A 1,641-nucleotide genomic window follows, 5' to 3' on the forward strand; every position below is an offset into this window, starting at 1 on the left:
GTAGGCGTCCTGGCGCGCCCGGCTGACGCCGCGCGCCGCCGCCAGCGCCTCGGCGGCCGGCCCCATGTCGGGGTCGGGGTGGCCGTGCGGGGCGAAGGGCGCCCTGGGGTACGGCTCCATGGCACCCCGGTGGGTACGCAGCGGCGCGGTCGAGGCGCTCTCCACCCCTCCCGCGATCACCAGGTCCATCTCCCCCGCCCGGACGGCCTGGCCGGCCACCAGGATCGCGGCCAGCCCGCTGCCGCACTGGCGGTCCACCGTCAGGCCGGGCACCTCGTGCCCCAGGCCCGCCGCCAGGGCCGACACCCTGGCCACGTTCCCGCCGGGCCCCATGCAGTTGCCCAGCACCACGTCGTCCACCCGCCGCCCGGCCAGCTCGCGCGCCACGGCGGCGATCACGGGCGCGGCCAGCCGATCGACCGTCACGCCCTTGAACGCGTGCCCGGCCGTCCCGATGGGGGTGCGCCGGGCCGCCACGACGACGGGCTCGTCCCCGAGGGTCCGGATCGCGGCTTCGTGGCGCGGATCGGAGTCGCGCATGTCAGATCAGCCGCCGGATGTCGGGGTCGCCGCCCGCCAGCCGGGCCGCGACCAGGGCTCGGGCGGGCTTGCCCGTCTGGGTGCGGGGCAGGCTCGGCACCGCGTACCAGCGGCGTGGCCGTTGCGCCTCGTCCAGGCCGCCCCTGGCCGTCGCCTCCAGCAGCGCGCGCGGCGGCGGCGTGGCGCACTCGGCCTCGATGACCGCCGTGACCACCGCACCCAGCGACGGATGCGGCGAGCCGATCACGACGATGTCCCCCACACCGGGCACCTTCCTGAGCACCTCCTCGACGTCCTCGGGCACGACGGTGGCGCCCCCGGTCTGGATCGCGCCGTCACCCCGGCCGCGTACCCGCAGCTCCTCTCCTACCCGGTACGGCTCCGCCACGTCGCCCACGCTCGCCCAACCGTCGGCGTCCCGGCGCAACGGGCCCGCCGCGTCGCCCAGATATCCGTCGGCCAGCCACGGCGACCGAGCCCACACCTCGCCGAGCCCGCCCTCGGACCTGACCTCGATCTCCACGCCCGGAAAAGGGCGCAGCCCGCCCCCGTCGGCGTCGACCGCCACGAACGACAGCTCCGTCGCCCCGTAATAGGACACGACCCGGACCCCCGCCCGGGCAGCTGCCGCGCGGGTGCCGGGGTCGAGGGCCGCGCCGCCGACGACGGCCACGCGCAGCGCCCCCGGGTGCTCCAGCACGTCGGGCAGCCGGTGCGGCACCAGGTGCACGACCGTGGCCCTGGCCAGCAGGCCGGGCAGCGTGCGGGAGGGCCGGCGGCCGGGAAGGAGGGCCGTCGCCCCGGTGGCCAGGGTGTGGACGGCGGCGAAGGCGTACAGACTGGAGACGAGGGGGCCCGGGATCAGCACGACGTCGTCCGGGCCGATCCCGGCCAGCTCGCCGAGGTGCGGGAACGACTCCGTCCACGACGCGCGGGTGCGCACGATCGCGCGGGGCCGGCCGGTGCTGCCCGAGCTGAAGCACGCCCACGCCCGGTCCCCGGGCTCCGGATCGTGCCGCACCGCCGGACCCGCCGCCCCTGGCAGCGGCGCGTCCACGAGGAAACCGGGCCCGGCCGCGGCGGCGACGCTCGACCACCGCT

At 77.8% G+C, this 1,641-nt stretch carries 2 protein-coding genes; both read right to left on the bottom strand.

The window, feature by feature from the left end:
- On the bottom strand, nucleotides 1-540 hold a 540-nt coding region (locus ACWDX9_RS63050; protein ID WP_449973407.1), incomplete at its 3' end, for a thiolase family protein.
- A gap of 1 nt (nucleotide 541) precedes the next feature.
- Nucleotides 542-1,641, bottom strand: a 1,100-nt coding sequence (locus ACWDX9_RS63055; RefSeq protein ID WP_449973408.1) for an AMP-binding protein, incomplete at its 5' end; no start/stop codon positions are given.

It is taken from the genome of Nonomuraea sp. NPDC003201, from assembly GCF_053590415.1.